Source organism: Pseudozobellia sp. WGM2, from assembly GCF_017810075.1.
In the GTDB taxonomy this organism is placed as follows: domain Bacteria; phylum Bacteroidota; class Bacteroidia; order Flavobacteriales; family Flavobacteriaceae; genus JADNYK01.
The window spans coordinates 1-999 of record NZ_JADNYK010000028.1 but is presented as its reverse complement, the minus strand read 5'-3'; the positions used below and the strand labels follow the sequence as shown (position 1 = coordinate 999).

At 45.8% G+C, this 999-nt stretch carries 1 pseudogene; it reads right to left on the bottom strand.

Annotation, left to right across the window (positions count from 1 at the left end):
• Window positions 1-999, bottom strand: a pseudogene (locus IV512_RS19640) (hypothetical protein); the annotation flags it as partial.

Genomic DNA, 999 nt, shown 5'->3' with positions numbered 1-999 from the left:
GTTGTCGTTAACATCCGTAATCTCATTGGTCGGGTCGTTATCGGCATCGTCCACATTATCGACTCCGTCATTGTCGACCGTTACGGTTCCGCCGTTCACGTCCGTGATGGTCGTTGTGCCGTCGCCATTATCGTCTACATCGGTAATCTCGTTCGTCGGGTCGGGATCTGCATCTGGAGAGGCATTTCCACCAACTTGTACCCAAGCAGAACCATCCCAAACATATAATTGTCCTGTAGATGTATCTACATAAGTTTCACCAACATTGGTTGCTGTAGCTCCAGTTGCAATTGGAGAACCAGCATCAACTTGAGAAAGTTCATTCGTTTCGTCTTCATCAGTATCCGTTGAATTCACGGTGTAGTTTCCATTACCGTCATCAGTTACAGAGATAGCACCTGTTCCAGCACTCACTGTCTCTTCAAGAGAAGATAGGTCTACATTTGCTGAACTACCTCTTTCGATATCAATTTGAAGTTGGTTTGTACCGCTTAGAGTGGCACCAGTCAAGTTTTGATTATCGCTGCTATTAGCTGCTAAATCACTGATAGCCTCCTCAACTGTAGTTTCATTTGAGCTGTCGCCATCAACATCTATAGGATTGGTCAAAATAACTTCAGAAGCTTCTTGGTCATCGGTACCGTCAAAACTTGTAGGTGTTCCGTTCTCTGAAGTATAAGTGTAGGTAACATTATCTACCGTATTAAGGGTTGTAATACTCTCATTGATGTCAGTCGTTGAACCATCGGCCTCGGTAACCGTGGCGATACGTGAACCGGCCACAACGTTCGAAATCGACATTCCGTTGGTGTCGATCGTTACATTGCTTCCGTCTCCGTTGGTGAACTCATAGACGCCACCGCCCAAATCGGTAATATCGGACTTGGCCACCGTAACGCTGTTGCCCTCTTCATTGACCAAGGTAACGTTTCCATCGCCCGTATCCTCTATTCTTACAATACTCTCTTGAATGGAAACGGTACTGCCGTCTTCCTTTCT